Raw genomic sequence first — 26,725 nt, forward strand, 5'->3', positions numbered from 1 at the left:
TGAACCATCCACCGGCTGCCCCCTCGGTCAGGGCGGCCCGGTGATCTCCTTCCAGTGGGCGGTCCGGTCGCACCAGCGCCGAAGGAGGACGGGGTCGTGTCCGACGGCGAGCAGGCCGGCGCCGGTGTCGGCCCGGTACTCCTCGACGACTCCGACGAGGGCCGCGGTCGTGGAGGCGTCGAGCATGGCGGTCATCTCGTCGCAGACGAGCCAGCGGGGCCTCAGGACGAGGGCGCGGGCCAGGCAGGCGCGCTGGAGCTGGCCGTCGCTGACCTCGTGGGGCCTGCGGTCGAGGAGGTCCGCGCCGAGGCCGACCCGCTCGGCCAGCCCGGCGACGGCGGCGGCCGCCTCCGCGCGCCGTCCGGTGGCGCGCAGCGGTTCGGCGACGAGGTCCCGCAGCCGCATGCGGGGGTCGGCGGCGAGGCGCGGCTGCTGGAAGACGACGCCGACGGCGGTGCGCAGGGAACGCGGGGCCCGGTGGCGGAAGCCGGTCGCGGTGCGGCCGTCGACGGTGACGGTGCCGCGGTCGGGGCGGTGCAGGAGGGCGGCGACGCGGGCGAGGGTGGACTTGCCGCAGCCGCTCGGGCCGAGGAGGCCGAGGGATTCGCCGGGGCGCAGGATGAGGCTGGCGCCCTCGACGACTGGCCGGCGCCGCTCGTACCCGGCGGTGATGTCGCGGAGTTCAAGCATGGTGGCAGGCCACCCCCGAGGCGGGTGCGGGCAGTTCGGTGCGGCAGCGGGCGTCGGCGTCCGGGCAGCGGGCGGCGAAGGCGCAGCCGGGCGGGAGGGCGCCCAGTTCGGGCGGCGCGCCCGGGATCGGGACGAAGGCGCGCTCGGGCAGGGCGTCGAGGAGGCCGCGGGCGTACGGGTGGCGGGGGCCGGGCCGGCCGAAGAAGGCGTCCGCCGGTGAGGTTTCGACGATGCGGCCGGCGTACATGACGGCGACGGTGTCCGCGATGCGGTGGGCGGCGGCGAGGTCGTGGGTGATCATCAGCAGGGCGCGGCCGGCGTCCCGGGTGTGGGCGCGCAGTTCGTCGACGGTGCGGTGGACGAGTTCGCGGTCGAGGCCGGTGGTGGGCTCGTCGGCGAGCAGCAGCGGGGCGTCGCCGATGAGGGCGAGGGCGGTCGCGGCTCGCTGGGCGAGCCCGCCGGAGAGTTCGTGCGGGTATCGGTCGAGGTGGCTCGCGGGGAACGCAGCCCGCTCGGCGGCCCGCTCGGCGGCGGCGCGTACGGCTTCGCGGGCGGCTCGGCGGCCCCGGGCGGCGGCGGAGGCGGACGGGTGGGCGAGTTCGCGGACGGCCTCCTCCAGGTGGGAGCGGATGGTCCGTACGGGCGTGAGGTGGGCGGCGGGGCTCTGCGGGACCAGGCCGATGCGGCGGCCGCGGACGGTGCGGGCGAGGACCGCCTCACCCGCACCGAGCAGGTCGAGTCCGTCGGGCAGCACGGCGGAGCCGGCGGTGTCGGCGTTGCCGGGCAGCAGGCCGAGGAGGGCGGAGGCGAGGACGGACTTGCCGCAGCCGCTCTCCCCGACGAGGGCCAGGCAGCTGCCGGGGGCGAGCCGGAATGAGGCGTCCGAGACGGCGGCCACGTACCGGCCGCCGGGCATCCGGAAGCGCACGCTCAGCCCGCGTACGTCGAGGGCGGGGGCAGCGTCGGTCACGGGATCAGCTCCGAGCGGCGGCGCGGGTCGAGGCGCTCGCGCCAGGCGGCGGCCAGGCCCGCGACCGCGAGGGTGGGCACGATCAGGAAGAGGCCGGGGAAGAGGGTGGGCCACCAGGCCCCGGCGAGCAGCGAGCCCCGCCCGGCCTGGACGAGGCCGCCCAGACTGGCCTGGTGGGCGGGCAGCCCGAGGCCGAGGAAGGACAGCGCGGACTCGTGCCACACCGCGTGCGGCACCATCAGGACGGCGGCCAGCCCGGCCTGCGGGAGCACCCCGGGCACCAGGTGGCGTACGGTGACCCGCCACCGGGAGGCGCCGCCGGAGACGGCCGCGTCCACGAAGGGCCGGGACTTCAGGGAGAGCACCTCGGCGCGCACGATGCGGGCGGTGGACAGCCAGTGGGTGAGCGCGACGGAGACGACGACGGGCCACACCCCGGGCCGGAACAGCGCCACGGCGAAGACGCCGAGCAGCAGGGGCGGGACGGAGGCGAAGCCGTCCACGACGCGCATGGCGAGCCGGTCGGTCCACCCGCCGAGGGCGGCGGCGGCCGCTCCGACGGCGGTGCCGACGACGGTGGCGGCGAGCGCGGCGACGACGCCGGTGAGCAGCGAGACCCGCAGGCCGTGGACGCAGCGCAGCAGCAGGTCGCGGCCGAGGTCGTCGGTGCCGAAGGGGTGGGCGGGGGAAGGCGGGAGGAGGCGGGCGGAGAGGTCCACGGCCTGCTGGTCGAGCCGGACCAGCGGGGGGACGAGCAGCACCGCGAGGACGGCCGCGGCCAAGACGGCGGCGCAGACCCACAGCCTGAGACCGGAGGCCCGCCGACCGGGGCGCCGGCCGCGGCGGCCGCGAGCGGGGCGCCACGCGGGGGCGGTGAGCGGGTCAGCCATCGAAGCCCACCCGGGGGTCGGCGAGCCCGTGGAGGAGGTCGGCGAGGAGGTTCCCGGCGAGGACGGCGGCCGTCGCGAGGACGGTGAGCGCGGCGAGCAGGGGGAAGTCGACCGAGGTCGCCGCCTGGACGGTGGCGGCGGCGATGCCGGGCCAGCTGAAGACGGTCTCGACGAGCAGCGCGCCGGTGATCAGCTCGGGCATGCGGGAGCCGATCAGGGTGAGCACCGGCAGCAGCCCGGAGCGCAGGGCGTGGCCGAGCAGCACCCGCCGCTCGCCGAGCCCGCGGGCGCGGGCCCCGCGGACGGGGTCCTCGGCGAGCGCGTCGCAGACGCCCTGGCGGACGTACAGGTAGAACCAGGGCAGTTGGGAGAGGGCGAGGACGAGCGCGGGGAGGACGAGGTGCCGGGCGACCTGGCCGGCGGTGACGGTGTCGCTGTCGGCGTCCGTCAGGCCGCCCGAGGGCAGCACGCCCCACCGGACGGAGAAGAGCCAGACGGCGAGCAGCCCGAGCCAGAACGCGGGGGCGGCCTGCAGGGTGTAGGCGAGGCCGGTGGCGGCCCGGTCGAGGAGGCCGCCGCGGCGGCGGGCGGCGAGGACGCCGAGGGCGGTGCCGGCGAGGAGGGCGGCCGCGAAGGCCGTGGCGGCGAGCAGCGCGGACCAGCCGACGCGCTCGGCGATGGCGTCGGCGACGGGCTGCCGCAGCGAGGCGGAGGTGCCGAGGTCGCCGCCGAGCGCCGAGGTGAGCCAGTCCCACCAGCGCTCGACGAGCGGGCGGTCGGCGCCGAGGTTGGCGCGCAGGCGGTCGAGTTCGGCCTGCGGTGCGGTGAGGCCGGCCGTGCCGGCGTACGCCTTGACGGGGTCGAAGGGGGACAGGTCGGCGGCGGCGAAGACGCCGAAGGTGACGGCGAGCAGGACGGGGCCGGCGAGCAGTGCCCGCCGGCCCGCCATGCGCGCCATCGGCCTCCAGGGGGTGCGGCCGGGGCGGGCGGTCACTTCTGCTTCGGCTTCCAGTCCTCGACGTTCCACCAGGGGCCGGCCCCGAGGCCGTGGTCGTGCGGCTCGACCTGGGTGGTGAGGCCCTCCCACTTGTCGGCGACGACGTAGAGGTGGTCGATGTGGGTGAGGAAGACGTAGCCGGGGTCCTGGGCCAGTTCGCGCTGGACGGTGTCGTAGGCGGCCTTGCGCACGGCGGGGTCGCCGCTGCGGCGGGCCTCTTCCAGGGCGCGGTCGACGGTCTTGTTGTCGTACCACGCCATGTTGTTGAAGCCGTCGCCGCCGAGCGAGGAGGTGAGCAGGAGGTACTGGTCGAAGTCGGGGTCGGCCGGGGAGCCTCCGCCGGCGAGGACGGCGTCGGTCTTCATCCGCGGCTCGATGGCCTCCCACGTGCCTGCCTCGGCCTTGACCTCGATGCCGGCCTTCTTGGCGTCGGAGGCGAAGGCGAGGGCGTGGTCTTGGCGGATCTTGTCACCGGAGAGGTACCAGAGCGGGAAGGAGGCGCGGACGCCGTCCTTGGTGCGGACGCCGTCGCCGCCCAGCTTCCAGCCGGCGTCGTCGAGGATCTTCCTCGCCTTGTCGAGGTCGTGGGTGCGCTCGGTGCCGGCGGCGAACCACGGGCTGCCGGTGGGGACGGGCCCGTACGCGGGCTTGCCCGCGCCCTCCAACAGCCGGTCGACCATCGCCCTGCGGTCGACGGCGGTGTCGAGGGCGCGGCGGACGGCGGGGTCGCCGGTGACCGGGTGGTGGGTGGGGAGGGTGACGTTGCGGTAGTCGAAGGACTTGGCGGCGAGGGTGGTGCGGGCCTTGTCGCCGGCGAAGCCCTTGGCGAGGTTCGGCGGGAGGATGGCCGCGTCGAGTTCGCCGGAGCGCAGGCGGGTGGCGCGGACGTCGTCGTCCTTGACGACGGCCATGGTGAACTTCTTCACGGCAGGCTCGCCGCCCCAGTAGGAGGGGTTGGCCTTGAAGGTGAGCTTCTCGCCCTTGGACCAGCCGGTGAGGACGTACGGGCCGGTGCCGACCGGCCGGGTGGAGAAGTCCCCCGCGTTGACGTCCTGCCGGCCGGCTATGTGCTCGGGGGCGATGGGGAGCACGGTGCGCTCGGCGAAGGGGGCGTAGGGGTACTTCAGGGTGAAGACGACCGTGTCCTCGCCCTGCTGCTCCACCGCGGCGACGGCGTCGAGCTCGGCCTTGGAGGCGTTGTTCGTGCGGGCGTCGAGGATCGTGCGGTAGGTGAAGACGACGTCCTTGGCGGAGAAGGGCGCCCCGTCGCTGAAGGCCACGCCGCGGCGCAGCCGGTAGGTGTAGGTGAGGCCGTCGGCGGAGACCTCGGGGAGGGCCTCGGCGAGCGCGGGCTGCAGCTTCATGTCCGCGTCGTGGGTGAGGAGCCCGTCGAAGACCTTGGAGTTGCCGTCCTTGCCGTAGCCGAGCAGGGGGCTGAGGGTCTCGGGCTCGTTGGCGATGCCGACGACGACCGTGTCGGCCGCCCGGGACGCCGCGGCGGTTCCGGCGGGGTTGGAGCAGGCCGCCGCGCCTGCGATGAGCACGGCGGAGAGCGCCGCGGCGGCCGCTCCCCGTGCTGTCCGGGCCGTCATGCTGTGCACTTCCCTGTGTTGCCGAGTAATCAGCAGTTCATGATCGCCTGCTGTTGCAAAGAGATCGCAATAATGCCAGAGGTGCGCAGAAGAAGACGAACCGGGCAATGCCTCGCCGCTCGCACGGCCGGTGGCGTCCGGGTCTTGCCCGGCCGCCCGCCCGCATGCCATATATGTCTAGACCTTTACGAGGAACGGCCGCCGAGGAGGGCCCGTGCCCCGCACCGCCGCCCTGCTCCGCCCCGGCCTGGCCGCCGCACTCACCGCGCTGCTGGCCGGGTGCGCGGGCGGCGACACGACCGCCCCGGCCGCCCCCGCCGGCCTCACCGCCCAGGCCGGCAGCGCCACCTCCGTCCACGTGATGTGGAACGCCGCGGCCGCTGCCGACGGGGTGGCGAACTACCAGGTCTTCCAGGACGGGAGGCTGGTCCGCGACCTTCCGGCCGAGAAGACGATGACGGACATCACCGGCCTGGCCCCGCAGACCGCCTACACCTTCACCGTCCGCGCCCGCGACGCCGCGGGGAACACCTCGGCGCCCAGCGCCGCCGCCCGCACCGCCACCCCCGCCGCCGCGGCCGAGGACCGCCGGCCGCCCAGCGCGCCCACCCGCACCACGGCCCGCGCCGACGGCCCCCGTACGGTCACCCTGAGCTGGTCCGCGGCCTCCGACGACACCGGCGTCACCGCCTACGACGTCTACCAGGCCGGCATCCGCATCCACACGGCCGGACCCGGCGAGACCTCCACGTCGCTGACGGACCTCCAGCCCGGCACCGCGTACACCTTCACCGTCCGGGCCCGCGACGGCGCGGACAACTCCTCCCCCGACGGCCCGCCCGCCGCGGCGACCACCCCGCCCTCGGCGGAGCAGGGCCCGGCGACCGCACCCTCCGGCTTCACCGCGACCTCCTCCCCCGGTGCCGTCGACCTCGCCTGGACGGCCCCCGACACCGGCCGGCCCACCGAGGCGTACGAGCTGCACGTCAACGGCATGCCCGTCACCGTCATCCAATTCGGTGCAGGTGCGGTCCCGGCCGGACAGGCGAAGCACCGCCTCACCGTCACCGAGCCGCCGGGCACCGTGTGGGAACTGCGGCTGCGCGCCCGGCTGCCGGACGGCACCTGGGGCGCCTTCTCCGATCGGCAGCGCATCGTACTGGCGGGATGAACGGTCCGGAGGGACATCCGCGAGGTGACAGCGATCCGGGCGTAACGGCACGTCGGATCGCGAAGATCACGCACAATACTCCCGTGTTCGGAGAGTACTCGTTCAACAACAGACCGGCGGATCCCGCGGACGGCGACCCCGGTCCCGCAGTCTCCGCACCACCGGGGAACCTCCCGCCGGAACCCGCCGGCTTCATCGGCCGGGAGGAGGAACTCACCGCATTACACCTCCTGTTGCACACCCGCCGACTGGTCACGCTCACCGGCGTCGGCGGCGTCGGCAAGTCCCGCCTCGCCCTGCGCGCCGCCTCCGACCCCGAACAGGCCCGCCCCGACGGCCTCTGGTGGGTGGACCTCTCGCCACTGCGCGATCCGGCGCTGCTCACCATGACCGTCGCCCGGGCCGTGGGGCTCGCCGACCATTCCGCACGCCCCCTCGACGAGGAGCTGTGCGCCTGGATGGCCGACAAGGAGCTGCTCCTCGTCCTCGACACCTGCGAGCACATGGTGGCCGACTGCCGCCACCTGGCCGGCGAACTCCTGCAGTCCGCACCGGACCTGACCGTCCTCGTCACCTCTCGCGAACCGCTGGGCAGCCCCTGCGAGAAGGTCGTCGAGCTCTCCCCGCTGCCCTGCGAGGGCTCCGACAGCGACGCCCTCGCCCTCTTCCGCCACCGCGCCCTGGCCGCCTCCCCGCGCACGGCTGCCGTCTTCGACGATCCCGCCCGGGCGGCCCTCGCCGCCGAGGTGTGCCGCCGCCTCGACGGCATCCCGCTCGCCCTGGAGCTCGCCGGGGCCCGCCTGCGGACGTGGCCGCTGGAGCGGATGGCACAGCGCCTCGGCGACCGCTTCGAGGTGCTGGCCGACGCCGGCGGCCGGCCCGGAACGCCGCCGCGCCACCGCACGATGCGGACCGCGATCGGGTGGAGCCACGAGCTGTGCGAGCCGCTGGAGCGGCTGCTGTGGGCCCGTCTGTCCGTCTTCACCGGCGACTTCGACGTGGCCGCCGCGCGCGCCGTCTGCTCGGGCGGCCCGCTGTCCGCGGCCCGTGTCGAGCGGGTGCTCTCCGGCCTCGTCGCCAAATCCGTGGTGCGGCGGATGCAGGAGCGGGGTGCGGGGGCCCGCTACCGGATGCTCGACTCGATCCGCGAGTACGGCCACGACTGGCTGGACGAGCTCGGCGAGGTGCGGGCCGTCGCCGACCGGCACGCGCACTGGTACGCCGCGCTCTCCCGGGCGGCCGACCGGGGCTGGATCGGGCCGCGGCAGGTCGACTGGTACCGCCGGATGACCGCCGAGCACCCCCAGCTGCGGACGGCGCTGGAGCACCTGCTGCGCACCGACCCGGCGGCGGCCCTGGAGATGGCGGGGGCGCTGTGGTTCTTCTGGTTCTCCTGCGGGCACGTCCACGAGGGCCGCGGTTTCCTGGAGCGGGCCCTGGAGGAAGGCCCGCCCGCGGGCCCGGTCCGCGCCCAGGCACTGTGGACCCTGGGGCTGACCGCCCTGCTCCAGGGCGACATGGACACGGCTCGGCGGCTGGGCGAGGAGTGCACGCGCCTGGCGGACGGGGCGCAGGACCCGGAGCAGGCCCTGCGGGCCGCCCACCTGTACGCGGCGGCGCTGATGCTGCCCGGGGATCCGCGGCGGGCCCTGGAGCTGGCCGGGCCGCGGGCCAGGGCCGGGCACGGCGGGCCGGCGGACGGGCCGGGCCGGCTGCTGTGCCGGCTGGTCACCGGGTACGCCTTGTGCGACCTTCGGCGGTACGAGGAGGCGGCCGAGGAGGCGCGCGGCTTGCGCGAGGCGTGCGCCGACCTCGACGAGCGCTGGCTGCGGGCGTACGCGGACTACGTCCTCGCGGTCGCTGCGTTCGGTCTCGGACACCCGGAGGAGGCCGCCCGGCACGTGCGGGCCATGCTGTCGGGGAAGAGGCTGCTGGGCGACCGCACCGGGATCGCGCTGGGGCTGGACCTGCTCGCGGCGGCGGTGGCGGCGCTCGGTGACGGCGAGCTCGCGGCCCGGCTGCTCGGCGCGGGGCACGCCTGGTGGCGGACGGTGGGGCGGCCCCAGATGGGCTCGCCCTCGCTGACGGCCCTGCGGGAGCAGGGCGAGCGGCAGGCGCGGGCGGCGATCGGCGACGCGGCCTACGAGAGCGCCTTCCTGGGCGGCGCGGCGGCTCCCACCGGCTGACCGGCAGCCTGCGGGAGCCGGAGGCACTGCTGCGGACGTGCTGCCGAGGGGGCTCCCGTCAGTACGGGAGCGGTCTTCCCGACGGCGTGCGCAGGTCCAGGTCTCGCGGGGCGGGCTTCGGGACGGGCTTGCGGATCAGCTGTTGGCGCATGCGGCCTCCTCGCTCAGACCAGGACCGGGCGGCGGGGTGCCACGACGCGGCCGTCGGGGAGCAGTTCGCCGGTGTCGTCGAAGACCAGGAGGCCGTTGCACAGCAGGCTCCAGCCCTGTTCGGGGTGGGAGGCCACCACGCGGGCGGCATCGTGGTCTGCGCTGTCGGCGGACGGGCAGGGGGGCTGGTGGGAGCACATGGCGCACCTCCTCGCTCTGTGGCGCGGGAGGCCGGCGGTCACCCCGGTCGGTTCCGCGATCCACGGTGGCCGTGAGTATTGCCGATGGCCACCCCCGGACGGAACCCGTTTCGGCCGCCCGGTTCGGGGTGTGTATGCCCGATTACCATGCGCTCATGCCCGGTATCCGGATCGTTCACCGTACGTGTCTGCCGCCCGCCGAGGCCTGGCGGCGGCTCACCGACTGGCAGGCGCACGGCGCGCAGGTCCCGCTGACCCGGACGACCGTCGAGACGCCGCCGCCGACGGGGGTCGGGACCCGCTTCACGGCGCGCACCGGTGTGGGCCGGATCACGTGCGACGATCCGATGGAAGTCGAGCGGTGGCGGCCCCCGTCGGGCGGGCGGGCCGGGATGGTCCGGCTGGTGAAGCGCGGGCGGGTGGTGCTCGGCTGGGCGGAGATCGAGGTGCGCCCGCTGGAGGGCGGCGGGTCGGAGGTGCTGTGGCTCGAGGACCTGCGGGTGCGGGGGCTCGGCCGGCCGTTCGACCCGCTGGTCGCGGCGGCAGGGCGGCTGCTGTTCGGGCGCGCCCTCGTACGTTTGCTGCGTACCTGACATTCCGGGCTAGGGTTCCGTGATCACCGCTCACGGCGACCGCCGCAGCACCGAGGAGGAACCCCCGTGGCCACACCGCCCCCGCAGCACGGCGCAGGCCCGTACGCGCAGCACGGGCCGCAGTACGGGCCGCCGTACGGCTCCTACGTCCCGCAGCAGGGGCCGGGCCCGTACCCGCCGGTGCCCGGGCCGCCCCCTGTGGCGCCGCAGGGCCCGTACGGGATGCCGGTCGGCCCGGCGGGGGTGCCGGACTGCAGGATGTGCGGCTCGGTGCCCGCCGCGCCCGGAACGGTGCGCGGGCACCAGGGCATGTTCGTGCTGATGCGCTTCCTGCGGACGGAGGGTCCGCTGTGCCGCGACTGCGGGCTGGCCACCTACCGCCGGATGCAGTCGGACACCCTGTGGCAGGGCTGGTGGGGCCCGCTGTCGCTGTTCGCCACCCCGGTGACCCTGCTGATGAACCTGGGCCCCCGGGCGGCCTATTACCGGCTTCCGCCCCCGGCGAACGGCATACTGCGGCCGCTGGACCCGGGGAAGCCGCTGTGGCGCCGTCCGCCGGCCCTGCTGGTGCTCGCCGCCGTCGTGCTGGTGTCGTTCGCCCTGCCGACGCTGATCGTCATCGGCCTGCTGGCCGGCGGGGAGGCACGGCCGCTGGCCGCAGGGCAGTGCGTGCGCAACGTCGGCGACCGGCCGGCGCGGCAGCTGATGGCGGTCGATTGCGCGGCGCCGGACGCCGAGTACCGTGTCCACATCGCCCCGTGCGCGGCCGGCGACTTCATCGCCCCCCTGCAGTACGCCCCGGAGGGCGGCCCCCTGCGCTGCCTGCGGCCGCTGGACCGGCCGACCCGCTAGCGGATCGGCATGCCGGACAGGGTGCGGGCGATGACCAGGCGCTGGATCTCGCTCGTGCCCTCGAAGATGGTGTAGATGGCGGCGTCGCGGTGCATCCGCTCCACCGGGTACTCCCGGGTGTAGCCGTTGCCGCCGAGGATCTGCACGGCCTGGGCGGTGACCTTCTTGGCGACCTCGCTCGCGTACAGCTTCGACATGGAGCCCTCCGCGGAGGTGAACGGCCGCCCGGCGACCGCCATCCAGGAGGCGCGCCAGACCAGCAGGCGGGCCGCGTCGATCTGCGTGCGCATGTCGGCCAGCTGGAAGGCGACGCCCTGGTTGTCGATGATCGGCCGGCCGAACTGGGTGCGGGTCTTCGCGTAGTCGAGGGCGACCTCGTAGGCCGCGCGGGCGGTGCCCACCGCCATGGCGCCGACGGCGGGGCGGGAGGCCTCGAAGGTGGCCATGGCGGCGTTCTTGACGCGCTCGCCGCCTGCCCGGGCGCTCTCCCGGGCCCTCGCGAGCCGCTCGTCGAGCTTCTCCTTGCCGCCGAGCAGGCAGGACCCGGGGACCCGTACGTCCTCCAGGACGACCTCGGCGGTGTGGGAGGCGCGGATGCCGTGCTTCTTGAACTTCTGGCCCTGGGAGAGGCCGGGGGTGCCGGGCGGGACGATGAAGGAGGCGTGCCCCTTGGTGCCGAGCCCGGGGTCGACGACGGCGACGACGATGTGGACGTTGGCGATGCCGCCGTTGGTCGCCCAGGTCTTCGTCCCGTTCAGCACCCACTCGTCCTTGGCCTGGTCGTAGACGGCCCGGGTGCGCATGGAGCCGACGTCGGATCCGGCGTCGGGCTCGGAGGAGCAGAAGGCGGCGACCTTCACGTCGTCCGGGGTGCCGTACATCTGGGGGATCCAGGTGCCGATCTGCTCCTCGGTGCCGTTGGCGAGGACGCCGATGGCGGCGAGGCCCGTGCCGACGATCGACAGGGCGATGCCCGCGTCGCCCCAGAACAGCTCCTCCATGGCCATCGGGACGCCGAGGCCGGTGGGGTCGAAGAACTGCTGGGCGTAGAAGTCGAGGGAGTAGATGCCGACCTTGGCGGCCTCCTGGATGACGGGCCAGGGCGTCTCCTCGCGCTCGTCCCACTCGGCGGCGGCGGGCCGGATGACGTCGGCGGCGAAGCCGTGGATCCAGTCCCGGACCTGCCTCTGGTCCTCGTTGAGCTCCATGGTGAACTCCGCCATGTCCCCTCCAACAGCGCACCCGCCAGTGCGTTACTGGCGGTAACCTCTACGGTGGCCACAGTCTGTTACCGGCGAGTAGTCAGTGTCAAGCGCGACCCTGCCCGCACCGGCCGGTTCATCTGCCGAGGTGCCCGGGGTGTTACGTTGCGTGGGCGTCACGCACCATCGCAAGGGCGGGGAGAGAACACGTCATGGACACCACGCAGCAGGCCGGCGAACCGGGCACGGCCGAACGCCGCCGCCGGGAGCTGCTCGAAGCGGCCGACCGCGTCGTCCTCAGGGACGGCCCCAGGGCGTCCATGAACGCCATCGCCGCCGAGGCCGGCATCACCAAGCCGATCCTCTACCGGCACTTCGGCGACAAGGCCGGGCTCTACCAGGCCCTCGCCGTACGGCACACCGACGCCCTGCTCGGCTCGCTGCGCGCCGCGCTCGACGCGCCCGCCGAGCGCCGCCGCCGGGTGGAGTCCACCCTGCACACCTATCTCGCGGCGATCGAGGCCCGCCCGCAGGTCTACCGCTTCCTGATGCACCCCACCGAGGACTCGCACGGCGCCGACACCGGCTTCGACGTGGGCCGGCACTCCGCCCCGCTCCTGCGCCGTCTAGGCGAGGAACTGGCCGAGGTGATCAGCGAGCGCGTGGACCTCGGCCCCGGCGGGGAGCGGCTGGCCCGCATCTGGGGGCACGGGATCGTCGGCATGATGCACGCGGCCGGCGACTGGTGGCTCGGCGAACGCCCCTGCACGCGCGAGGAGTTGGTCTCGGGCCTCACCGACCTGTTGTGGGGCCGGCTGTCCACCGCCGGCGACCGCGCGGACGGCCCCGGCTTCTAGGCCCTGTCGTCGAACTCCCGTCGTCGCCCGGGGGCAGGCGGGAGTTCGACGACAGGTCCTAGGCCGTGCGCGGGCGCCACGCAGCCCGTACGCGGCCGGCCGCCGGGGCCGGCGCCTCGGGGTCAGCCCTCCAGGGCGTGCAGGCCGCGGGCGCCCCAGGACGTTTTGCCGATCGCCCGCCGCAGCCGGCGGCCCCGCATCCCGGTGACCCGCTGGGCGTACACGGTGCCGTCGAGGTGGTCGCACTCGTGCTGGAGGCAGCGGGCGAAGAACCCGGTGCCGGTGATCCGCACCGGGGCGCCGTCCGCGGTGGTCCCCTCGACGACCGCGCGGTCGAAGCGGGGCGTGCCGGCCTCGAGGCCGGGAAGGGAAAGGCAGCCCTCGGGGCCGAGGTACTCGTCGCCGTCGGCTTCGACGAGGCGGGGGTTGACGACGTGGCCGACGTGCCGGACGTCCTCGTCGTCGGGGCAGTCGTAGACGAACACCCGCAGCCCCACGCCGATCTGGTTCGCGGCCAGGCCGACGCCCTCGGCGGCGTACATGGTGGCGAACATGTCCTCGACCAGCGCGCCGAGGGCGGGACCGAAATCGGTCGCCTCCGCGCACGGCGAGTGGAGCACCGGATCGCCCAGGAGGCTCATGGTGCGGACGGTGCCGGAAGTCCCGGGGATGACGCGCTGTCGCATGGCGACAGCCTACGACGGGCGAATATATGAGGAGATCCGCGGCGGTCCGGGGGCGCCGCGGTCAGCGCCCCGGCCGGTACTGGATAGGCTGGGGCCGGTCGACGCAAGGAGGACTAGGGACGATGGCAGGCAACACAGAGCCGCTTTCGCCGCGCGCCAAGCTGGCCGTGACGGCGGGCAGGGCCGCGGCGGCGGTGTCGCGGGCCGCGGGGCGCGGAAGCGGATCGGTGATCGGGGGCAAGGTCGCACTCAAACTCGACCCCGACCTCCTCGGAGCGCTCGCGCAGCACCTCGACGTCGTCCTCGTCTCCGCCACCAACGGCAAGACCACGACGACGCGCCTCATCGCGGAGGCCCTGCGGGCCAGCGGGCCGGTGGTCTCCAACGCGCTCGGCGCGAACATGCCGGCCGGCATCACGTCCGCCCTCGCGGGCGGCTCGGACGCCAAGTACGGCGTCATCGAGGTGGACGAGAAGTACCTGGCCGGGGTCGCCCGGGACGTGACACCCAAGGCGATCGCGCTGCTGAACCTCTCGCGCGACCAGCTGGACCGCGCCGCCGAGACCCGCATGCTCGCGGAGAAGTGGCGCGAGGGGCTGGCCGGCTCCAAGGCGGTCATCGTCGCCAACTGCGACGACCCGCTGATCGTGTGGTCGGCGTCCTCCTCGCAGAACGTGGTGTGGGTGGCCGCCGGCCAGGAGTGGAAGGACGACGCCTGGTCGTGCCCCTCCTGCGGCGGCGTGATGCAGCGCCCCGGCGACGACTGGTTCTGCGGCGAGTGCGGCTTCCGCCGGCCCACCCCGAGCTGGGTGCTCTCCGGCGACCACGTCCTCGACCCGCACGGCTCGGCGTGGCCGATCAGCCTCCAGCTGCCGGGCCGCGCCAACAAGGCGAACGCGGCCACCTCGGCCGCCGTGGCCGCCGTCTTCGGCGTGCCGCCGCAGGTCGCGCTGGAGCGGATGTACCAGGTGCAGGCGGTCGCCGGCCGGTACGACGTCGTGCGGTTCCAGGACCGGGAGCTGCGGCTGCTGCTCGCCAAGAACCCGGCGGGCTGGCTCGAAACGTTTTCGCTGATCGACCAGCCGCCGGCCCCGGTGATCCTCTCGGTCAACGCCCGCGGCGCCGACGGCACGGACACCTCCTGGCTGTGGGACGTGGACTACCCGCGCCTCGCCGGCCACCCGATCTTCGTGATCGGCGACCGCCGGCTCGACCTGGCGGTCCGCCTCGAGGTCGCCGGCCTGGACTTCCGGGTCTGCGAGACCCTCGACGAGGCCGTGCAGCTCGCTCCGCCCGGCCAGATCGAGCTGATCGCCAACTACACCGCCTTCCAGGACGTGCGCCGCCGCGTCGGCAACTAGCCCATAGAGGACAAGAGCATGAGCGACAACAGCCTGCGCCTGGTGTGGGTCTACCCCGACCTGCTCAGCACGTACGGAGACCAGGGCAACGTTCTCGTGGTGGAGCGCCGGGCGCGCCGGCGCGGCCTGGACGTGCAGCGCGTGGACGTGCGCAGCGACCAGCCGATCCCGACCTCGGGCGACATCTATCTGATCGGCGGCGGCGAGGACCGCCCGCAGCGGCTCGCCGCCGAGCGCCTGGTGCGCGACGGCGGCCTGGAGCGGGCCGTCTCGAACGGGGCGATCGTCTTCTCCGTGTGCGCCGGCTACCAGATCCTGGGCAACGAGTTCGTCAACGACATGGGCGAGCGGCAGCAGGGGCTCGGCCTGCTGGACGTCGTCACCGTCCGCGGCGAGGGCGAGCGCTGCGTCGGCGACGTCCTCGCGGACATCGACCCGCAGCTCGGCCTGCCGCAGCTGACGGGCTTCGAGAACCACCAGGGCGTCACGCACCTCGGCCCCGCCGCCAAGCCGTTCGCCCGCACCCGCCTGGGCCGCGGCAACGGCACGGGCGACGGCACCGAGGGCGCGTACAACGACACGGTGTTCGGCACGTACATGCACGGCCCCGTCATGGCCCGCAACCCGCTCATCGCGGACCTGCTGCTGAAGCTGGCCCTCGACGTGAACGCGCTGCCGCCCATCGACGACCGCTGGTACGACGCGCTGCGCGCGGAGCGCATCGCCGCGGCGACGCAGCCCGCCTGAGCCCGGCCGCGTAACCGCGGGTACGCCCTGCGTTCGGCCCGGATTCCCCTCGGGGGGTCCGGGCCGGTGTGCGTTCGCACGAGGAACGCGGCCATCATGCGGAGGATGGTTCAGTCCGGTGCCGATCCGCTAGTAGGGTGACGGGTAGTTCCAACCGGACGACGTGGTCCGGTCGTCGGCCCACGTTGCAAAGGTCTTCCTGCCATGCGCATTGGTGTGCTCACTTCCGGTGGCGACTGCCCCGGCCTCAACGCCGTCATCCGCTCCGTCGTGCACCGCGCCGTCGTCGACCACGGCGACGAGGTCATCGGCTTCCACGACGGCTGGCGCGGGCTCCTGGAGGCGGACTACCGCAAACTCGACCTCGACGCGGTGGCCGGCATCCTCGCCCGCGGCGGCACCATCCTCGGCTCCTCCCGCGTCCAGCCCGCGCACCTGCGCGACGGCGTGGAGCGGGCCCGCGGCCACGTCGCGGACCTCGGCCTGGACGCCATCATCCCGATCGGCGGCGAGGGCACGCTGAAGGCGGCGAACCTGCTCGCGCAGGGCGGCCTGCCGATCGTGGGCGTGCCGAAGACCATCGACAACGACATCGCCTCGACGGACGTCACCTTCGGCTTCGACACGGCCGTCGGTGTGGCCACGGAGGCGCTGGACCGGCTGAAGACGACCGCCGAGTCCCACCAGCGCGTCATGGTCGTGGAGGTCATGGGCCGCCACACCGGCTGGATCGCGCTGCACTCGGGCATGGCGGCCGGCGCGCACGCCATCGTCGTGCCGGAGCGGCCCTTCGACATCGAGGAGCTGGCCGGGATCGTCGGCGAGCGCTTCTCCGCGGGCAAGCGGTTCGCGATCGTCGTCGTCGCCGAGGGCGCGAAGCCGCGGCCGGGCACCATGGAGTACGCGGAGGGCGGCACCGACCAGTACGGCCACGAGCGCTTCGCCGGCATCGGCAACATCCTGGCGGTGGAGCTGGAGCGCCGCCTGGGCAAGGAGGCCCGCCCGGTCATCCTGGGCCACGTCCAGCGAGGCGGCACCCCGACCGCGTACGACCGGGTGCTGGCCACCCGCTTCGGCTGGCACGCGGTGGAGGCGGCGCACCGCGGCGAGTTCGGGATGCTGACCGCGCTGCGCGGCACGGAGATCGAGATGGTGCCGCTCGCCCGTGCGGTGGAGAGCCTGAAGACGGTCCCGGCGGAGCGCTACGACGAGGCGCAGACCGTTCTGTGACCTTTCTCCCCTTCTGTCGCCGCCCCCGGACGCAAGCGCGTACGGGGGCGGCACTACTGTGGTGGGGCACCACGGTCAAGGGAGTGAACAGATGGATCACAGCGGTCACGGCTCGGGCATGCACACGCACATGGACCTGCCGCCGTTCACGCTGGGCCGCGCTCTGGAGTTCTCCTTCGACGCGTTCTTCCTGATCGGCTCGCTCGTCGGCCTCGGCCTCTACCTGTGGGGCGTGGTGCGTCTCAAGCGGCGCGGGGACGCCTGGCCCGCGGGCCGGATCGTCGCCTTCTGCGCGGGCGTGCTGAGCGTGGCACTGATGATGTGCACCAAGCTGAACGACTACGGCATGGTCATGTTCAGCGTGCACATGGTGCAGCACATGGTGATCAGCATGCTGTCGCCGATCCTGCTGCTGCTGGGGGCCCCGGTGACGCTCGCACTGCGCGCGCTGCCGCCGGCCGGCCGCGGCCGCAAGGGCCCGCGGGAGCTTCTGCTGGCGCTGCTGCACAGCCGCTACATGCGGGTGGTCACCCACCCGGCGTTCACCATCCCCATGTTCATCGCCAGCCTCTACGCCCTCTACTTCACCCCGCTCTTCGACTTCCTGATGGAGAGCAAGCCCGGGCACATCGGGATGATGGTGCACTTCCTGGCGGTCGGCCTGGTGTTCTTCTGGCCGATCATGGGCGTGGACCCGGGCCCGCACCGCCCGGGCTACGTGATGCGCATGCTGGAGCTCTTCGCCGGAATGCCCTTCCATGCCTTCTTCGGCATCGCGCTGATGATGGCGAGCGAGCCGATGATCGGGACGTACAGCAACCCGCCGGCGTCGCTCGGCATCGACCCCCTGCTCGACCAGCAGTGGGGCGGCGGCATCGCCTGGGCCTTCAGCGAGATCCCCTCGGTGCTGGTGCTGATCGCGCTGATGTACCAGTGGTACCACTCGGAACAGCGGGCGGCGAAGCGCGCCGACCGGGCCGCCGACCGCAACGGCGACGCCGAGCTGGAGGCGTACAACGCCTATCTGGCGTCGCTCCGCGCGCGTCAGTAGCGCGCGGGCGCCTCCGCGCGCCACCATGGGGCATGACCGGTTCCGTCAAGGCGATGGCCGTCATGACCTTCGCCGCCCTCGTGGCCGTCGCCACCTACTCCGTGGCCCTCGGCAGCAACGGCTGGCTGTGGTTCGGCTGGGTGGTCCTGGGGCTCCTCACGGCCGCGATGGGCGCGTCCCGCAGCGGCTGAGCGGCGCCCGCGCGCGCCGCGGTCCGGGCCGGCCACCGGCCGTGCCGGCCTCCGCCGTGCCGCCGCGCCCGCGCACCGCGGCGGGTGCCCGTCCGTCCGTACGATGGCGGTGACGACGGGACGGGGCGACGGGAGCTGCCGGTGTTCTACCTCTTGCTCAAGCACGTGTTCCTGGGTCCGCTGCTGCGGCTGCTGTTCCGGCCGCGGATCGAGGGGCTGGAGTACGTCCCGGAGGAGGGGGCCGCGATCGTCGCGGGCAACCACCTGTCCTTCTCCGACCACTTCCTCATGCCCGCGGTCCTGCGGCGGCGGATCACCTTCCTCGCGAAGGCCGAGTACTTCACAGGGCCGGGGCTGAAGGGCCGGCTGACCGCCTTCTTCTTCCGCAGCGCCGGGCAGATCCCCGTCGACCGGTCGGGCAAGGAGGCCGGCCGGGCCGCACTGCGCGAGGGCCTGGAGGTGCTCTCCCGCGGCGAGCTGCTCGGGATCTACCCCGAGGGCACCCGCTCGCACGACGGGCGGCTGTACAAGGGCAAGGTCGGGGTGGCGGCGATGGCGCTGGGCGCGGGGGTGCCGGTCGTGCCGTGCGCGATGGTCGGCACGTTCGAGGTGCAGCCGCCGGGCCGGAAGATCCCGAGGATCCGGCGGGTCACGATCCGCTTCGGCCGGCCGCTGGACTTCTCGCGGTACGCCGGGATGGAGGGCGAGCGGGCGGTGCTGCGCGCCGTCACCGACGAGATCATGTACGCGATCCTGGAGCTGTCGGGCCAGGAGTACGTCGACCGGTACGCCGCCGAGGTGAAGGCGGAGGCCGAGGAGGCGCGGAAGACGGCCCGGCGCAGGACGCGCTGAGCCGCCTTCCGTGCGGGTGCCGCGACCCCGCGGCGGCGCATGCCACCGCCGCGGGGTCGGCCGGGTCACCGGAGGACGGGCAGCTCCTCGCGGGGCGGGAACTGCGCCGCAGGGTCCTCGGCGAGCGACCGGGCGGCCGCCGGGGCCGGTGCGACCGGGGTGGCGTGGGGGTCGCAGACCACGTCCCGGGCGTCGACCTTCCCGTGCAGCAGGTAGGCGTCGACCCGGGTGTTGATGCAGGGGTTGACCAGGCTCGTGACGCCGTGCGAGCCGGCGGCCCGCTCGGTGATCAGGCGCGAGCCGGCGAGGCGCCGGTGCAGCTCGGCCCCGCCCCGGTACGGGGTGGCGGCGTCGCGCTCGGACTGGACGATGAGGACGGGCGGCAGGCCGCGGCGGGCGCCGACCTCGATCGGGGTGTGCTGCTTGGACTTCCAGGTCGCACAGGGCAGGTTCATCCAGGCGTTCGACCAGGTCAGGAACGGGTACTTGGCGTGCAGCGCGGTGTTGTCGCGGTCCCACTCGGCCCAGCTCGTCGGCCACTTGGCGTCGGTGCACTCGACGGCCGTGTAGACGGCGTTGCCGTTCTCCGCGGCGGCGTTGCCCCGGACGTCGGACATGTCCGGCGTGATCGCCTCGATCAGCGGCTGCGGGTCGCCCGCGGCCCAGGCGCTGAAGGCCTGGGCGACCGGCACCCAGGAGGAGTCGTAGTACGGGGCGGCCTGGAAGAAGTTGATGAGCTCGGCCGGGCCGGCGACCCCGCCGAGCGGGTTGGCCTTCGCCTGGGCGCGCAGCTGCTGCCACTTGGCCTCGACCGCGGCGCGCGTCCCGCCGAGGTGGAAGGCCGCGTCGTTCTTGGCGACCCAGTCGAGCCAGTCGTTCCAGCGGGTCTGGAAGGCGACGTCCTGGCCGAGGTTGGCCTCGTACCAGATGTTCTCCCGGGACGGGTCGACCACGCTGTCGACGATCATGCGGCGCACGTGGGTCGGGAAGAGGGTCGCGTAGACCCCGCCGAGGTAGGTGCCGTACGAGACGCCGAGGAAGTTCAGCTTCCGCTCTCCGAGGGCGGCGCGGATGACGTCCAGGTCGCGCGCGCTGTTCGGGGTGGTCATGTGCGGCAGCATCTCGCCGCTGCGCTCCTTGCAGCCGTCCGCGTACTCGGCGGCGAGCTTGCGCTGGGCGGTCTTGTCGGCCTCGGTGTCCGGGACCGGGTCGGCCTTGGGGGCCCTCACGAACTCCTGCGGGTCGATGCAGGAGATGGGCGCCGAGTGGCCGACGCCGCGCGGGTCGAAGCCCACGAAGTCGTACGCCTTGGCGGTGTTCACCCAGAGCGGCGAGTTGGTCGTCGACCTGCGGGGGAAGCGCAGACCGGAGCCGCCCGGGCCGCCCGGGTTGTAGACGAGGGCGCCCTGGCGCTCCTCCTTGGTACCGGTGCTCACGGCGCGGTCGACCGCGATGTCGATGGTCTTGCCGAACGGCTTGGCGTAGTCGAGCGGGACCTTCACCCAGCCGCACTGGATCGGGGCGGCGAGGCCCCAATCGGCCGGGCAGTCCTTCCAGTCGATGCCGGCGCGTGCGGCGCGGGCGGCGGCGATCTGCACGCCGAGCGCCTCCGGAACGGTGCCGCCGCGGTTCGGTGCGGCGGAGGCCGGCGGGGCGAGCAGCAGTCCGGCGGCCAGGGCCGCGGTGATGGAGAAGGCGGCGCTCCCCAGCGCCGCTTTGCTTGTCACGTGGTCGTTCCCCCTGCATCGTGCGGCCCGTCCGAGGTCGGCCGGGCCGGGTCGGGTTGGTCGTGCGCGTGCAAGCAGGATCCTTTCGCCTGCAACGCGGCTGACAACAGGTCACGGTCCGGTTCTTTGCCAAGCCGATAACCGGACAGGCGGACACCGCTGAGCGGTACCCCTGCCGTCCCAGGTTGGCCCGGTGCTCACCGGCCGTACGTACGACACGCCGCATCGAGCACCCGGCGCAGCGCGAGCGCGTCCGGCGCGAGCGCCGAGACCAGCACGGCCGGCCCGGCCAGCGGCACCGCCACCGCGTACTCCCCCAGCACCGCCGGGGCCGGCGGCGCCGCGGCGAACTCCGGATCCACGACGAGGAGCTGACCGACCGCCCGGTGCCCGGCCAGCACCGCCGGACCGTCCCAGCCGCCGGGTGCGCCCGGCCCGCAGGCCAGCTCCTGGTCCAGCAGCGGACGGCCGTCCAGGTCGGCGGTGAGCCGGCTGCGCAGCAGGCCCGGCTCCTCCCCCGTGCGCCCCAGCACCTGCTCCTCGCGCAGCACCAGCCGTGCCCCGGCGGCCAGTTCGACGCGCGTGTGCACGCGCAGGTCGCTGCCGCGGACCGAGACGAGCGGCTCGGGGAGCCAGCGCACCGCGGCCCCCGCGGCGACGGCCAGGCGTACGCCGTACAGGGCGGGCGCGCCGTCCCGGCCGGGCAGGGCGAGCGTGGCGGCCGCCGTGCCCAGGGCGAGCCGCGCCCCGGGCCCGGCCTCGGCGTGGACGGCGAGGCGGTCGCCGCCGAGCGGGGCGCTCATCGCGCCGACCAGCATGACGCCGGCCTCTTCGCGGGAGCCGGCCCCGGACCGGATGCGGCGCAGGGCCAGCGGCCCCTCGCCGGCGAGGACGGGCAGGGCGGTGCCCCCGCGGCCGTCGGCGACGGCGCGGATCCGGGCGGTGGCGCGCACGCCCGCCGGCGCCGCGGCGGGCGGCGCCCCGGTCACCGTACGGCCCAGGCCGCGTACTGCTCGCGGACCCACGCGGCGACGGGGGCTACGCCGTCCGCTCCGCGCAGGGACTGGAAGACGACGGGCAGCGGGCCGCGCTGGTCGGCGGCGTCGCGGGCCATCCGGTCCAGGTCGGACCCGACGTGCGGGGCGAGGTCGGTCTTGTTGACGACCAGCAGGTCGGCGGTGGTGACGCCCGGTCCTCCCTTGCGGGGGATGTCGTCGCCGCCGGCCACGTCGATGACGAAGACCTGGGCGTCGGCCAGGCCGCGGGAGAAGGTGGCGGTGAGGTTGTCGCCGCCGGACTCTACGAGGATCAGGTCCAGCGGGCCGAGGGCCTCCTCCAGTTCCTCGACGGCCTCCAGGTTGGCGGAGATGTCGTCGCGGATGGCGGTGTGCGGGCAGGCCCCGGTCTCGACCGCGGTGATCCGCTCGGGCGGCAGGACGGCCTCGCGGAGCAGGAACTCGGCGTCCTCGCGCGTGTAGATGTCGTTGGTGACGACGGCCATGGACAGCTCGGCGCGCAGGGCCCGGCACAGGGCGGCCACCGTGGCCGTCTTGCCGGAGCCGACCGGTCCGCCGAGCCCGATGCGCAGGGCGCGGCGTGAGCCGTCCGCGCGGAGGGGCCCGGCGCCGTGGGTGTGGCGCTCGGGGTAGGCGGTGCCGTGGTCGAGGTGCATACGGGTCTCCGGGGGCGTGGCGGGAGGGGGTCAGGAGGCGAACAGCCGGACCGGCCACGCGGCGTGGGCCTGGGCGGCGATCTCCAGCAGGGGCGAGGAGGCGGCGGGCAGGGCGCCGGGGCCTTCGGCCAGCGCGGCGCGGGCGGCCGCCTCGGCCCGGCCGGCCACGGCGTCGGCCTCGCCGGCGAGGCGCGCGAGCACGCCGCTCGCCTCGAACGGGTCCAGGCCGAGGAGCCGCACCGTCGCGGTCGCGGGTCCGCTGATGCTCTCGTACGCCGCCAGGTGCGCGGCGTCGGCGGGCCCGAGCCCGGCCGCCCGGGCGGTGGCGCCGAGGACGACCGGCTGGTGGGCGCCGCGCGGAAACGCCGTGGCGAGCGCGTCGAGTTCGGGGCAGGGCCAGGCGGCGCGGGCGGCGCGCAGGAGCTGCCGGCCGAGGCGGCGGGCCGCGGTGCGCAGGGCGGGCGCGGGGGTGCGGGCGTCGGCGGCCGCGTCGAGGAGGGCGGTGTCGAGGCCGAGGGCGGCGGCCGCGGCGAGGCCGGCGGAGGTGAGCCCGGCCGTGTGCAGGCGGCCGCGGCAGTAGTCCTCCAGGGAGGCGGCGTCGCGGATGCGGCCCGCCTTGCAGGCGGCCTCGGCGCCGCCGGAGTGGGCGTGTCCTCCGGCGGGGAAGCGGCCGTCGGCGAGGACGAGCAGGGCTGCGGGGCCGCCCATCAGAAGAGGAAGTACCGCTGGGCCATGGGAAGCTCCGCCACGGGCGCGGGTTCGACGGCCTCGCCGTCGATCGTGACGGTGAAGGTGTCGGCGTCCACCTCGACGCGCGGCAGGGCGTCGTTGTTCCGCATGTCGGCCTTGCCTGTCTTGCGGGTGCTGTCGATGGCCGCGAATCGCTTGCCGAGGCCGAGCCGCTCGGGCAGGCGGTCGTCCAGCGCGGCCTGCGCCGTGAAGTTGAGGGAGTTCAGGGCGGGGGCGCGGCCGTGGGCGCCGTACATGGGTCGGGGCAGCACGGGCTGCGGGGTGGGGATGGAGGCGTTGGCGTCGCCCATCTGCGCGTAGGCGATCTGGCCGCCCTTGATGACGGTGTCGGGCTTGACGCCGAAGAACGCCGGCCGCCACAGGACGAGGTCGGCGAGCTTGCCGGTCTCGACGGAGCCGACCTCGCGGGCGATGCCCTGGGCGATGGCCGGGTTGATGGTGTACTTGGCGACGTAGCGGCGGGCCCGGTGGTTGTCGGCGGGGCCGTCGCCGGGGAGGAAGCCGCGGCGCCGCTTCATCGCGTGCGCCGTCTGCCAGGTGCGCATGACGACCTCGCCGATGCGGCCCATCGCCTGGGAGTCCGAGGAGATGATCGAGATCGCCCCGAGGTCGTGCAGGACGTCCTCGGCGGCGATCGTCGAGGGCCGGATGCGGGATTCGGCGAAGGCCAGGTCCTCGGGGACGGCCGGGTTGAGGTGGTGGCAGACCATCAGCATGTCGAGGTGCTCCTCGACCGTGTTGGCGGTGTGGGGGCGCGTGGGGTTGGTGGAGCTGGGCAGCACGTACGGCTCGGAGACCACGGTGATGATGTCCGGTGCGTGCCCGCCGCCGGCGCCTTCGGTGTGGTAGGCGTGGACGGTCCGGCCGGCGATTGCGGCGAGGGTGTCGGCGACGAAGCCGGCCTCGTTGAGGGTGTCGGTGTGCAGGGCGACCTGGGCGCCGGTCTCCTCGCAGACGCCGAGGCAGGTGTCGATGGCGGCGGGCGTGGCCCCCCAGTCCTCGTGGATCTTGAAGCCGATCGCGCCGCCGCGCAGCTGTGCGTGCAGGGCCTCGCGGGAGGTGGTGTTGCCCTTGCCGAGCAGGCCGATGTTGAGGGGGTACGCCTCCAGCGCGGCGAACATCCGGGCGAGGTGCCAGGACCCGGGGGTGACGGTAGTGGCCTTGGTGCCCTCGGCCGGGCCGGTGCCGCCGCCGACGAGGGTGGTGACGCCGGAGGCGAGCGCCTCGTCGGCGAGGGTCGGGGAGATGAAGTGGACGTGGGCGTCGACCCCGCCCGCCGTGAGGATCCTGCCGTTGCCGGCGATGACCTCCGTCTCGGGGCCGATGACGAGGGCCGGGTGGACGCCGTCCATGGTGTCCGGGTTGCCGGCCTTGCCGATGCCGCAGATCAGGCCGTCGCGGATGCCGATGTCGGCCTTGACGATCCCCCAGTAGTCCAGGACCACCGCGCCGGTGACCACCGTGTCGGGGGCGCCCTCGGCGCGGGTGGTGCGGGCCTGGCCCATGGACTCGCGGATCACCTTGCCGCCGCCGAAGACCGCCTCGTCGCCGGAGCGTCCCGGTCCGCCCGCGAGGTCCTGCTCGATCTCGATGAACAGGTCGGTGTCGGCGAGCCGGATCCGGTCGCCGGCGGTGGGTCCGAAGAGGTCCGCGTACACGGCGCGCCCGAGCTCACCCATCGAGCGGCCCCCCGGTCTCCCCGCGCAGCCCCGGCACGGTGCGCAGTCCGCCGAGGGGGACGAGCGCCACCTCGACCGGGATGCCGGGCTCGAAGCGGACGGCGGTGCCGGCGGGCACGTCGAGGCGGAGTCCGCGGGCGGCCGCACGGTCGAAGCGCAGGCCCGGGTTGGCCTCGGCGAAGTGGTAGTGGGAGCCGACCTGGACGGGCCGGTCGGCGGCGTTGAGGACGGTGAGGCGGGTGACGGGGCGGCCTTCGTTGAAGAGGACCGGGCCGTCGCCGTGGACGGTCTCGCCGGGGATCACGCTGCGGCCCCTCTCAGACGATCGGTTCGTGGACGGTGACGAGTTTGGTGCCGTCCGGGAAGGTCGCCTCGACCTGGACGTCGGGGATCATCTCGGGGATGCCCTCCATGACGTCGGCGCGGCCGAGGACGGTCCGGCCGGAGGCCATCAGCTCGGCGACGGTCCGCCCGTCACGGGCCCCTTCGAGGACGTGCGCGGTGATCAGCGCGACGGCCTCGGGGTGGTTGAGGAGCACGCCCCGCGCCCTGCGCCGCGCGGCCACGTCGGCGGCCACGTGGAGGAGCAGCCTCTCCTGCTCGTGGGGGGTCAGGTGCACGGGTCATCACCAAGCTTCCGGGGACGGGGGCCGACGGCGCCGGACGACCGCAGCCTTCCGCGCCACCGGCGTGGACCGGCGCTTTCCCCAACCGGTCGGTTCTTTCCCGATGGCGGCGGAGGCTTTCCGCTCCGACTACCGCCCCTGTGCCGCGGGTTGGGCGGTCGCCGGCGCGGCGGCCGAGGGCGGTCCACGCTAGGGCGCGCGTTTTTCCGCCGCGTTAACGCATGTTTCGGGCGGGTACCCGGTTCGTGCGGCGGGCCGTTCAGCAGCGGCCGCGGCCGGCCGGGGCGTGGGCCCCGACGGGCCAGGGCAGGGCGATCCAGACCGTCTTGCCGCCGTCCTCGGTGGGGCTGACGGAGAGCCGGCCCCCGGCCTCCGCGGTGAGCCAGCGGATGATGACCATGCCGCGGCCGTTGTCCTGCTGGACGGCGGCGGGAAGCCGCCGGGGCCACCGGGGGTGGCTGTCGGTGACCCCGATGCGGAGCCACTCCTCCCGCTCCAGGCGGAGTTCGACCGTGAAGGTGGGCGACTGGCCGAACGTGTGCTGCACGGCATTGGTGGCGAGCTCGGAGACGATCAGCCGGACGCTGTCGGCGGTGTCCGCGCCGTCGGGCAGTCCCCAGTCGGCGAGCACCTCGGCGACGTGGCGGCGGGCGGCGGCGACCGAGGCGGGTTCGCTCGGCAGAGTGACGGATGCTTCCTGGTGGTCTGCCATGGCGACGGTCCCTTTCCCTCCGGGGCGTGACCGCCCCGGATCTGTGCTGGACGCCAGAGTGCCACCCATCGTCCTGCCGCTGCCGCCGTTCACCCGAGATCCGCATATATCTGTCGCCCAATGCGGTGAACTCTGCTACGGAATAGCGTATTTGGACGGCAGACTGGTGCGATCTGTGCCGGTGGAAGGAGGCGGGTATGCAGCATGGCCCCGCGGTGCGTCGGCGCAAGCTCGGAGAGGAACTGCGCGCGCTGCGCGACCGCACGGGACTGACCAGCGGCGAGGCCGCCCGGATCGTGGGGTGGCACCAGTCGAAAATCAGCCGCATCGAGACGGGCCGCAGTGGCGTGAAACCGGAGGACATCCGGCTGCTGCTCGACGCGTACGAAGACGTCGTCCGCCCCGAGCAGCGGGCCCTGCTGGAGGCGCTGTCGGTCTCGGCGGCCGGCCCGGGGCCGGGGGGCGGCGCCGGCCGGGAGCGGCAGTGGTGGCACGACTACCGGGGCCTCCTGCCGCAGGAGTACCGGGACTTCATCAGCCTGGAGGCCGGCGCCCGCTCCGCCCGGACGGTCGAGTTGTCCGTGGTGCCGGGGCTGCTCCAGACCCCGGAATACGCGCGCGCGGTGACGCGGGCCGCCCTCGGCGGGCTACCGGAGCCGAAGGTGGACGCGCTGGTCGAGGTACGGCTGGCCAGGCAGGCGGTGCTGCGGGCCGATCCGCCGCTGGAGCTGAGCGCGGTGCTCGACGAGGCCGTGCTGCGGCGGCAGATCGGGGGGCCGGGGGTGATAAAGGCGCAGCTGAGGCACCTGGTGGCGGTGGCCCGCCTGCCCCAAGTGCGCCTACAGGTGCTGCCGTTCAGCGTGGGGGGTCATCTCGGCCTGACCGGACCGTTCGTTATTTTCTCATTTCCGAACATCGCCGATCTGGATGTGGTGGTCCTCGACCATTTGACGAGTAGCCTCTATCTGGAGCGGAAGGAAGACCTCGAGGCCTACAGCGCCGCGTTCCGCACCATCCAGGCGCACGCCCTCCCGCCCGAAGACTCGTCGGATCTCATCAGCTCACTGGCTGACGGCGCGTAAGGAGGCACC

28 protein-coding genes are annotated in these 26,725 nt (G+C 74.3%); 12 read left to right on the forward strand and 16 right to left on the reverse strand.

All coding sequences use genetic code 11. From position 1 onward, the window contains the following. Positions 1-27: 27 nt before the first annotated feature. From IE170_RS25350 to IE170_RS25370, 5 genes are read right to left on the reverse strand one after another with little or no spacing between them, the layout of a single operon-like run. Positions 28-690, reverse strand: a complete 663-nt coding sequence (locus tag IE170_RS25350; protein WP_189811746.1) for an ABC transporter ATP-binding protein — start codon at positions 688-690, stop codon at positions 28-30. Then, a complete protein-coding gene (locus IE170_RS25355; protein ID WP_373299055.1) occupies positions 683-1,660 on the reverse strand; it encodes an ABC transporter ATP-binding protein in 978 nt (325 codons plus the stop codon). Before IE170_RS25355 ends, IE170_RS25350 begins: the two co-directional genes overlap by 8 nt. Beyond that, on the reverse strand, positions 1,657-2,550 hold the full coding sequence (locus tag IE170_RS25360) for an ABC transporter permease (RefSeq protein WP_189811747.1): 894 nt from the start codon (positions 2,548-2,550) through the stop codon (positions 1,657-1,659). Before IE170_RS25360 ends, IE170_RS25355 begins: the two co-directional genes overlap by 4 nt. After that, on the reverse strand, positions 2,543-3,508 hold the full coding sequence (locus IE170_RS25365) for an ABC transporter permease (RefSeq protein ID WP_189811748.1): 966 nt from the start codon (positions 3,506-3,508) through the stop codon (positions 2,543-2,545). Before IE170_RS25365 ends, IE170_RS25360 begins: the two co-directional genes overlap by 8 nt. Before the next feature lie 32 nt (positions 3,509-3,540). Beyond that, positions 3,541-5,139, reverse strand: coding sequence for an ABC transporter substrate-binding protein (locus IE170_RS25370; RefSeq protein WP_189811749.1), 1,599 nt, complete (start codon positions 5,137-5,139; stop codon positions 3,541-3,543). Positions 5,140-5,353: 214 nt separating this feature from the next. On the opposite strand from IE170_RS25370, the gene IE170_RS33240 reads away from it, so the two are divergent. Continuing rightward, positions 5,354-6,310 carry a fibronectin type III domain-containing protein gene (locus IE170_RS33240; protein ID WP_268255663.1) on the forward strand — a complete coding sequence of 319 codons (957 nt, stop codon included), beginning with the start codon at positions 5,354-5,356 and terminating at the stop codon, positions 6,308-6,310. 83 nt (positions 6,311-6,393) lie between these two features. Then, positions 6,394-8,496: an ATP-binding protein gene (locus IE170_RS33245; protein WP_189811750.1), complete on the forward strand. Its 2,103-nt coding sequence runs from the start codon at positions 6,394-6,396 to the stop codon at positions 8,494-8,496. 164 nt (positions 8,497-8,660) lie between these two features. Here IE170_RS33245 and IE170_RS25385 read toward each other — a convergent pair whose 3' ends face one another. Further along, positions 8,661-8,846 carry a DUF5999 family protein gene (locus tag IE170_RS25385; RefSeq protein WP_189811751.1) on the reverse strand — a complete coding sequence of 62 codons (186 nt, stop codon included), beginning with the start codon at positions 8,844-8,846 and terminating at the stop codon, positions 8,661-8,663. Positions 8,847-9,001: 155 nt separating this feature from the next. Here IE170_RS25385 and IE170_RS25390 point away from each other — a divergent pair, with 155 nt between their 5' ends. After that, positions 9,002-9,439, forward strand: coding sequence for an SRPBCC family protein (locus IE170_RS25390; protein ID WP_189811752.1), 438 nt, complete (start codon positions 9,002-9,004; stop codon positions 9,437-9,439). A 66-nt stretch (positions 9,440-9,505) separates the two neighbouring features. Beyond that, entirely contained in the window at positions 9,506-10,291 is a 786-nt protein-coding gene (locus IE170_RS25395; protein ID WP_223856580.1) for a hypothetical protein, read from the forward strand. On the opposite strand, the gene IE170_RS25400 is transcribed toward IE170_RS25395, so the two are convergent. Further along, complete coding sequence (locus IE170_RS25400; RefSeq protein WP_125543652.1) at positions 10,288-11,514, reverse strand: acyl-CoA dehydrogenase family protein; 1,227 nt, start codon at positions 11,512-11,514, stop codon at positions 10,288-10,290. The two genes, IE170_RS25395 and IE170_RS25400, sit on opposite strands and share 4 nt — an antisense overlap. Positions 11,515-11,705: 191 nt before the next feature. Here IE170_RS25400 and IE170_RS25405 point away from each other — a divergent pair, with 191 nt between their 5' ends. Further along, positions 11,706-12,350 carry a TetR/AcrR family transcriptional regulator gene (locus IE170_RS25405; RefSeq protein ID WP_189811753.1) on the forward strand — a complete coding sequence of 215 codons (645 nt, stop codon included), beginning with the start codon at positions 11,706-11,708 and terminating at the stop codon, positions 12,348-12,350. Positions 12,351-12,472: 122 nt separating this feature from the next. Here the strand turns inward: IE170_RS25405 and def are convergent, their stop codons facing one another. Then, the gene (def, locus tag IE170_RS25410) at positions 12,473-13,036 is read right to left on the reverse strand and encodes a peptide deformylase (protein ID WP_189811754.1); all 564 of its coding nucleotides are present in this window, start codon (positions 13,034-13,036) and stop codon (positions 12,473-12,475) included. 122 nt (positions 13,037-13,158) lie between these two features. Between def and IE170_RS25415 the strand changes: the two genes are divergently transcribed. The 6 genes from IE170_RS25415 (at position 13,159) to IE170_RS25440 (ending at position 18,468) form a co-directional block, all read left to right on the forward strand. Further along, positions 13,159-14,397 carry a MurT ligase domain-containing protein gene (locus IE170_RS25415; RefSeq protein ID WP_189811755.1) on the forward strand — a complete coding sequence of 413 codons (1,239 nt, stop codon included), beginning with the start codon at positions 13,159-13,161 and terminating at the stop codon, positions 14,395-14,397. 18 nt (positions 14,398-14,415) lie between these two features. Then, positions 14,416-15,144 carry a type 1 glutamine amidotransferase gene (locus tag IE170_RS25420; protein ID WP_189811756.1) on the forward strand — a complete coding sequence of 243 codons (729 nt, stop codon included), beginning with the start codon at positions 14,416-14,418 and terminating at the stop codon, positions 15,142-15,144. 204 nt (positions 15,145-15,348) lie between these two features. Next, positions 15,349-16,374 (forward strand): 6-phosphofructokinase, encoded by a 1,026-nt coding sequence (locus IE170_RS25425; protein WP_189811757.1) that lies wholly within the window; start codon positions 15,349-15,351, stop codon positions 16,372-16,374. A 91-nt stretch (positions 16,375-16,465) separates the two neighbouring features. Next, positions 16,466-17,425 carry a cytochrome c oxidase assembly protein gene (locus IE170_RS25430; RefSeq protein WP_189811758.1) on the forward strand — a complete coding sequence of 320 codons (960 nt, stop codon included), beginning with the start codon at positions 16,466-16,468 and terminating at the stop codon, positions 17,423-17,425. Positions 17,426-17,457: 32 nt separating this feature from the next. Further along, entirely contained in the window at positions 17,458-17,616 is a 159-nt protein-coding gene (locus IE170_RS25435) for a hypothetical protein (RefSeq protein WP_185902661.1), read from the forward strand. A 141-nt stretch (positions 17,617-17,757) separates the two neighbouring features. Further along, entirely contained in the window at positions 17,758-18,468 is a 711-nt protein-coding gene (locus IE170_RS25440; RefSeq protein ID WP_189811759.1) for a lysophospholipid acyltransferase family protein, read from the forward strand. 65 nt (positions 18,469-18,533) lie between these two features. Here the strand turns inward: IE170_RS25440 and IE170_RS25445 are convergent, their stop codons facing one another. The 8 genes from IE170_RS25445 to IE170_RS25480 all read right to left on the reverse strand — a co-directional run bounded on the left by IE170_RS25445 (position 18,534) and on the right by IE170_RS25480 (position 25,634). Next, entirely contained in the window at positions 18,534-20,195 is a 1,662-nt protein-coding gene (locus IE170_RS25445) for an alpha/beta hydrolase (protein ID WP_229885150.1), read from the reverse strand. Positions 20,196-20,392: 197 nt separating this feature from the next. Beyond that, positions 20,393-21,184, reverse strand: a complete 792-nt coding sequence (locus IE170_RS25450; protein WP_229885158.1) for an urease accessory protein UreD — start codon at positions 21,182-21,184, stop codon at positions 20,393-20,395. Beyond that, on the reverse strand, positions 21,181-21,867 hold the full coding sequence (ureG, locus tag IE170_RS25455; protein ID WP_189811761.1) for an urease accessory protein UreG: 687 nt from the start codon (positions 21,865-21,867) through the stop codon (positions 21,181-21,183). The genes IE170_RS25450 and ureG overlap by 4 nt, the downstream gene beginning before the upstream one ends. Positions 21,868-21,897: 30 nt before the next feature. Further along, positions 21,898-22,575 carry an urease accessory protein UreF gene (locus IE170_RS25460; RefSeq protein WP_189811762.1) on the reverse strand — a complete coding sequence of 226 codons (678 nt, stop codon included), beginning with the start codon at positions 22,573-22,575 and terminating at the stop codon, positions 21,898-21,900. Beyond that, a complete protein-coding gene (locus IE170_RS25465; protein WP_189811763.1) occupies positions 22,575-24,296 on the reverse strand; it encodes an urease subunit alpha in 1,722 nt (573 codons plus the stop codon). The genes IE170_RS25460 and IE170_RS25465 overlap by 1 nt, the downstream gene beginning before the upstream one ends. Next, positions 24,289-24,600, reverse strand: coding sequence for an urease subunit beta (locus IE170_RS25470; RefSeq protein WP_189811764.1), 312 nt, complete (start codon positions 24,598-24,600; stop codon positions 24,289-24,291). Before IE170_RS25470 ends, IE170_RS25465 begins: the two co-directional genes overlap by 8 nt. Before the next feature lie 13 nt (positions 24,601-24,613). Beyond that, a complete protein-coding gene (locus tag IE170_RS25475; protein ID WP_189811765.1) occupies positions 24,614-24,916 on the reverse strand; it encodes an urease subunit gamma in 303 nt (100 codons plus the stop codon). Between the two features lie 265 nt (positions 24,917-25,181). Next, a complete protein-coding gene (locus IE170_RS25480; protein WP_189811766.1) occupies positions 25,182-25,634 on the reverse strand; it encodes an ATP-binding protein in 453 nt (150 codons plus the stop codon). Positions 25,635-25,831: 197 nt separating this feature from the next. Between IE170_RS25480 and IE170_RS25485 the strand changes: the two genes are divergently transcribed. Next, positions 25,832-26,716, forward strand: a complete 885-nt coding sequence (locus IE170_RS25485; protein WP_189811767.1) for a helix-turn-helix domain-containing protein — start codon at positions 25,832-25,834, stop codon at positions 26,714-26,716. Positions 26,717-26,725: the final 9 nt, after the last annotated feature.

It is taken from the genome of Streptomyces toxytricini, from assembly GCF_014649915.1.
Lineage (GTDB): Bacteria > Actinomycetota > Actinomycetes > Streptomycetales > Streptomycetaceae > Streptomyces > Streptomyces toxytricini.

What these genes read in the sequence shown, in the direction of transcription:
- IE170_RS25350 (WP_189811746.1), bottom strand. Translation starts at nt 690, where the DNA reads ATGCTTGAACTCCGCGACATCACCGCCGGGTACGAGCGGCGCCGGCCA.
- IE170_RS25360 (WP_189811747.1), bottom strand. Translation starts at nt 2,550, where the DNA reads ATGGCTGACCCGCTCACCGCCCCCGCGTGGCGCCCCGCTCGCGGCCGC.
- IE170_RS25365 (WP_189811748.1), bottom strand. Translation starts at nt 3,508, where the DNA reads ATGGCGCGCATGGCGGGCCGGCGGGCACTGCTCGCCGGCCCCGTCCTG.
- IE170_RS25370 (WP_189811749.1), bottom strand. Translation starts at nt 5,139, where the DNA reads ATGACGGCCCGGACAGCACGGGGAGCGGCCGCCGCGGCGCTCTCCGCC.
- IE170_RS25385 (WP_189811751.1), bottom strand. Translation starts at nt 8,846, where the DNA reads ATGTGCTCCCACCAGCCCCCCTGCCCGTCCGCCGACAGCGCAGACCAC.
- IE170_RS25390 (WP_189811752.1), top strand. Translation starts at nt 9,002, where the DNA reads ATGCCCGGTATCCGGATCGTTCACCGTACGTGTCTGCCGCCCGCCGAG.
- IE170_RS25400 (WP_125543652.1), bottom strand. Translation starts at nt 11,514, where the DNA reads ATGGCGGAGTTCACCATGGAGCTCAACGAGGACCAGAGGCAGGTCCGG.
- IE170_RS25405 (WP_189811753.1), top strand. Translation starts at nt 11,706, where the DNA reads ATGGACACCACGCAGCAGGCCGGCGAACCGGGCACGGCCGAACGCCGC.
- def (WP_189811754.1), bottom strand. Translation starts at nt 13,036, where the DNA reads ATGCGACAGCGCGTCATCCCCGGGACTTCCGGCACCGTCCGCACCATG.
- IE170_RS25415 (WP_189811755.1), top strand. Translation starts at nt 13,159, where the DNA reads ATGGCAGGCAACACAGAGCCGCTTTCGCCGCGCGCCAAGCTGGCCGTG.
- IE170_RS25420 (WP_189811756.1), top strand. Translation starts at nt 14,416, where the DNA reads ATGAGCGACAACAGCCTGCGCCTGGTGTGGGTCTACCCCGACCTGCTC.
- IE170_RS25425 (WP_189811757.1), top strand. Translation starts at nt 15,349, where the DNA reads ATGCGCATTGGTGTGCTCACTTCCGGTGGCGACTGCCCCGGCCTCAAC.
- IE170_RS25430 (WP_189811758.1), top strand. Translation starts at nt 16,466, where the DNA reads ATGGATCACAGCGGTCACGGCTCGGGCATGCACACGCACATGGACCTG.
- IE170_RS25435 (WP_185902661.1), top strand. Translation starts at nt 17,458, where the DNA reads ATGACCGGTTCCGTCAAGGCGATGGCCGTCATGACCTTCGCCGCCCTC.
- ureG (WP_189811761.1), bottom strand. Translation starts at nt 21,867, where the DNA reads ATGCACCTCGACCACGGCACCGCCTACCCCGAGCGCCACACCCACGGC.
- IE170_RS25460 (WP_189811762.1), bottom strand. Translation starts at nt 22,575, where the DNA reads ATGGGCGGCCCCGCAGCCCTGCTCGTCCTCGCCGACGGCCGCTTCCCC.
- IE170_RS25465 (WP_189811763.1), bottom strand. Translation starts at nt 24,296, where the DNA reads ATGGGTGAGCTCGGGCGCGCCGTGTACGCGGACCTCTTCGGACCCACC.
- IE170_RS25480 (WP_189811766.1), bottom strand. Translation starts at nt 25,634, where the DNA reads ATGGCAGACCACCAGGAAGCATCCGTCACTCTGCCGAGCGAACCCGCC.
- IE170_RS25485 (WP_189811767.1), top strand. Translation starts at nt 25,832, where the DNA reads ATGCAGCATGGCCCCGCGGTGCGTCGGCGCAAGCTCGGAGAGGAACTG.